General features: G+C 66.5%; 5 protein-coding genes. 4 read left to right on the forward strand and 1 reads right to left on the reverse strand.

All coding sequences use genetic code 11. The annotated features are described in order from the left end of the window. Positions 1-380: 380 nt before the first annotated feature. A complete protein-coding gene (locus tag AB4Y84_RS15730) occupies positions 381-785 on the forward strand; it encodes a DUF6165 family protein (RefSeq protein ID WP_223494348.1) in 405 nt (134 codons plus the stop codon). Between the two features lie 117 nt (positions 786-902). Here AB4Y84_RS15730 and AB4Y84_RS15735 read toward each other — a convergent pair whose 3' ends face one another. Then, complete coding sequence (locus AB4Y84_RS15735; protein ID WP_312786189.1) at positions 903-1949, reverse strand: glycosyltransferase family 9 protein; 1047 nt, start codon at positions 1947-1949, stop codon at positions 903-905. A 20-nt stretch (positions 1950-1969) separates the two neighbouring features. Between AB4Y84_RS15735 and AB4Y84_RS15740 the strand changes: the two genes are divergently transcribed. From AB4Y84_RS15740 to AB4Y84_RS15750, 3 genes are all read left to right on the forward strand, one after another. After that, positions 1970-2719, forward strand: a complete 750-nt coding sequence (locus tag AB4Y84_RS15740) for a 3-deoxy-D-manno-octulosonic acid kinase (RefSeq protein WP_025878162.1) — start codon at positions 1970-1972, stop codon at positions 2717-2719. Continuing rightward, positions 2719-3486, forward strand: a complete 768-nt coding sequence (locus AB4Y84_RS15745; protein WP_312786190.1) for an MBL fold metallo-hydrolase — start codon at positions 2719-2721, stop codon at positions 3484-3486. The genes AB4Y84_RS15740 and AB4Y84_RS15745 overlap by 1 nt, the downstream gene beginning before the upstream one ends. Further along, positions 3483-3823 (forward strand): nuclear transport factor 2 family protein (locus AB4Y84_RS15750; protein WP_442250409.1); only part of this gene is annotated, 341 nt, incomplete at its 3' end. The genes AB4Y84_RS15745 and AB4Y84_RS15750, both read left to right, overlap by 4 nt.

Here is a 3823-nt window from a genome sequence, read left to right on the forward strand (position 1 = left end):
GGGCTGCCGAAAGGCAGCCCTTCTTTTTTAATCTGGCGCGGGGATGCGACGACGCTTCGCGCGTCGCCCCAAACGTTGCGATGCAACGTTCGGGCCCCTCCCTTTGCCGGCCTCTCCCCGCCCCTGTCGGGGCAGCCCCTCAACAGAGGGGCTTGCTGCTCCAGATGGCTTCGCGTCAACTTGCACGGATCGGTGGCTTTTTTATCTGGCGCGGGGATGCGACGACGCTTCGCGCGTCGCCCCAAACGTTGCACTGCAACGCTCGGGCCCCTCCCTTTGCCGTCCTTCCCCCGGATGCTTTAGTAGATCCACGCCATGCGTGGATGCTGTTCGCGTGCGGCGGGTTACCATGTACGTCATCACCTGCTGGAGCCGCCACGATGACCGCTGAAATCCTCGTCCCCGTTTCATTCGGCGAGCTGCTGGACAAGATCTCGATCCTGCAGATCAAGTCCGAGCGCATCAGTGACGAAGGCAAGCTGGCCAACGTACGCAAGGAGCTGTCCGCGCTGGAAACCACGTGGATGGCGCACCCTGCGGCAGTGAAGGACATCGCCAAGCTGCGCGCCGAGCTGAAGGCGGTCAACGAGCAGCTGTGGGAGATCGAGGACGACATCCGCCTGAAGGACAAGGCGCAGGCGTTCGATCAGGGGTTCATCGACCTGGCGCGCAGCGTGTACCTGCGCAACGACGAACGCGCACGGATCAAGAAGGCGATCAACCTGGCGCTGGGTTCGGCGTACGTGGAAGAGAAGTCGTACCAGGATTACGCGCAGCGCGCGTAATCCCCGGCGGCCCGACGCAGGAGACCCACGCCATGCGTGGATGGATCTCCCGGGTTGTGGGACGGTGCGGACCAGGTCCGCACGCAGCAGGCGGCGCTCAGCCACCCGGCCCGCCACTCACCCCAGATGGTCGGCCACGTAACGCTCGAACGCGGCGATGCCATCTTCGACGGTGATCAACTCCATCACATCGTCGAATTCGATCTTGGTGCCCCACTTGAGGTCGGCTGCCTGCTTGCCCAGATACTTGCGCGCCGCGTCGTCGTAGCGGTCCGCGCAGTAGCGGCGGTCCGAATACGGGCCGCTGCGGTTCGGGTTGCTGCCCGCATGCAGGCCCAGCACCTTGGTACCCATTGCGTTGGCAATGTGCATCGGGCCAGAGTCCGGGGTCATTACCAGGTTGGCGCGGGCCAGCAAGGCCGGCAACTGCTTGAGCGTGTCCTTGCCGACCAGGTCCAGCGCCGGAACATCCAGCTGGGCCTGGATGGCGTCGGCCATGCTGCGCTCCAGTTCGCTGCGACCGCCGCACAGTACGATCCGCCAACCGCGCGTGACGGCATGGTTGGCGACCTCGGCATAGCGGTCGGCGTACCAGTTGCGGCGCACGTGGCTGGAGCAGGGCGAGATCATCAGCACCGGCCGGCCATCGTCCTGCCACTGCGCGGCGGCCCAGTCATAGGCTGCCTGCGGCACGGCCAGGTCCCAGCTGACATCGGTCTGGCGCAGGCCCAGCGGCTCGCAGAAGCTGCCGATGGCATCAAGCACATGGATGCCCGGGCGATCGGGGATGCGTTCGTTGATGAAGAGGCCGTGCAGATCCTTGGAGCGGCTGCGGTCGTAACCGATGCGGCGCTCGGCAGGAATGAAGGCGGACAGCACGTTGGCGCGGAACGCCACCTGCATCTGCAGCAGGGCCTCGAAACGCCCGGGCGGCAACTGCTTGCGCAGCTCCTTCACTCCGGCCATGCCGGTCTTCTTGTCGTAGGCGTGGAAGGTGACGCCCGGCAGGCCATCGAGCAGCTTCTGCCCGACCTTGTCGATGATCCAGTGGATCGGCGTATCCGGGCGCGCGGCCTGCAGGGTGCGCACCAGCGGCACTACGTGGGTCACATCGCCAAGAGCGGACAGGCGCAGAAGACACAAGGAGGAGGACGCTGATGCCATGTGTTGTTAGACTCAAAGGAATGGTCGCATTCGACGCCAATGAAGCGCTGACGCCATGCCGCGAGGGTCGCGGCATCGGGGCCATTCTGTTCGACCGCGAGCGGCTGCGGCAAGCCGACATCGGTCTGTTCTCGCCACAGCACTGGGCCGGCAAGGCCCGGCCGGTAGGTGAAGGCGGCCGTGGCAGCGCCTGGTTCGTGGATGCGCCGTTCGGCGCCAGCGTGCTGCGGCACTACCTGCGCGGGGGGCTGGCGGCCCGGATCAGCCACGACCAGTACATCTGGCGGGGGGCGGACCGGACCCGCAGCTTTGCCGAATTCCGGCTGATGCGCGCGCTGCGCGAGAAGAAGCTGCCGGTGCCCAGGCCGATTGCCGCCTTCTACATGCGTGAAGGCCTGCGCTACCGCGCCGCGATCCTGATGGAACGGATCGAAGGGGTGCGCTCGCTGGCCGACCGCGCACTGGTGGCCGGGCGCGGGGCGCCGTGGGAGGAAACCGGGCGGATGATCGCGCGCTTCCACCGTGCCGGCCTGGACCATGCCGATCTCAATGCGCACAACATCCTGTTCGATGGCAACGGCCATGGCTGGCTGATCGACTTCGATCGCGGGGTGATCCGCATCCCGGCCACCGCCTGGCGCGAGCGCAATCTCAAGCGCCTGCTGCGCTCGCTGATCAAGCTGCGCGGTGAGCGCAGCGTGGAAGACGTGGAAAAAGACTACGCGCGCCTGCGTCGCGCCTATGACATGGCCTGGAACCGGGGCACCTGATGGACTGGTCGTTGCGTTTCCTCGGCGTCGGCAATGCGTCGGCGGTCGAGCTGGGATCGCCGATGTCGGTGATCGAGCGCGATGGCCGGCCGTGGCTGACAATCGACTGCGGCGGCGAAGGCCTGACTGCCTTCAAGGCCCATTACGGGCATATGCCGCAGGCGCTGTTCGTTACCCATGTGCACCTGGATCACGTGGCCGGTTTCGAACGGCTGTTCGTGGATACCTTCTTCAGCGCGCAGCGGCGCGGCAAGGTGCGCCTGTACGTGCCGGCCACGGTGGTGCCGCTGCTGCACAAGCGCATCGGCGATTACCCGAACGTGCTGGCCGAGGGCGGCGCCAACTTCTGGGATGCCTTCCAGCTGATCGTGGTGGGCGATGCGTTCTGGCATGAGGGTGTGCGGCTGGAGGTGTTCCCGGTGCGGCACCACTGGCCGGAGACGGCCTATGGCCTGCGTCTGCAGGGCGCGCTGACCTGGAGCGGCGACACCCGGCCGATTCCGGAAATGCTGGCGCGCTATGCCAGTGACAACGAACTGATCGCCCACGACTGCGGGTTGCACGGCAATCCTTCGCATACCGGGGTGGATGACCTGGAGCGCGAGTACAGCGCCGAGCTGCAGGCACGGATGATGCTGTACCACTACGCCAGCGTGGCCGATGGCCAGGCCCTGGCCGCGCGCGGGCACCGGGTGGCACAGCCGGGCCAGTGCATTGTGCTGGCCCCGCCGACTGCCCCGCACGTACTGGCGCAGGATCCGCCGTGAGCAGCGCTGGCGCCGCCGCTTCACCGGCGCTGGCCGCCGAACTGGAGGGGCTGGAACGCGCACTGCATTGCCCGCAGGTGCGTGCAGACCATGAGCGTCTAGCGGTATTGCTGGATGAGGATTTCAGGGAGATAGGCAGCTCCGGCCAGTGCTACGGCCGTGAGGCCGCGCTGCAAGAGATCCCGCTGGAGCGTGCGCAGGTGGTGATCGAGTCGGACCAGTACGCCGTGTGGATGCTGGCAGAGGGCCTGGCCCAGGTGCGTTACCGCAGTCGCTATCACGTCGATGACCAACCGCAGGGCTGGGTGCTGCGCAGCTCGCTGTGGCGTCAGCATTC

This window comes from Stenotrophomonas sp. 2YAF22, assembly GCF_052114665.1.
Taxonomy (GTDB): Bacteria; Pseudomonadota; Gammaproteobacteria; order Xanthomonadales; family Xanthomonadaceae; genus Stenotrophomonas; species Stenotrophomonas indicatrix.

What these genes read in the sequence shown, in the direction of transcription:
- AB4Y84_RS15730 (WP_223494348.1), top strand. Translation starts at nt 381, where the DNA reads ATGACCGCTGAAATCCTCGTCCCCGTTTCATTCGGCGAGCTGCTGGAC.
- AB4Y84_RS15735 (WP_312786189.1), bottom strand. Translation starts at nt 1,949, where the DNA reads ATGGCATCAGCGTCCTCCTCCTTGTGTCTTCTGCGCCTGTCCGCTCTT.
- AB4Y84_RS15740 (WP_025878162.1), top strand. Translation starts at nt 1,970, where the DNA reads ATGGTCGCATTCGACGCCAATGAAGCGCTGACGCCATGCCGCGAGGGT.
- AB4Y84_RS15745 (WP_312786190.1), top strand. Translation starts at nt 2,719, where the DNA reads ATGGACTGGTCGTTGCGTTTCCTCGGCGTCGGCAATGCGTCGGCGGTC.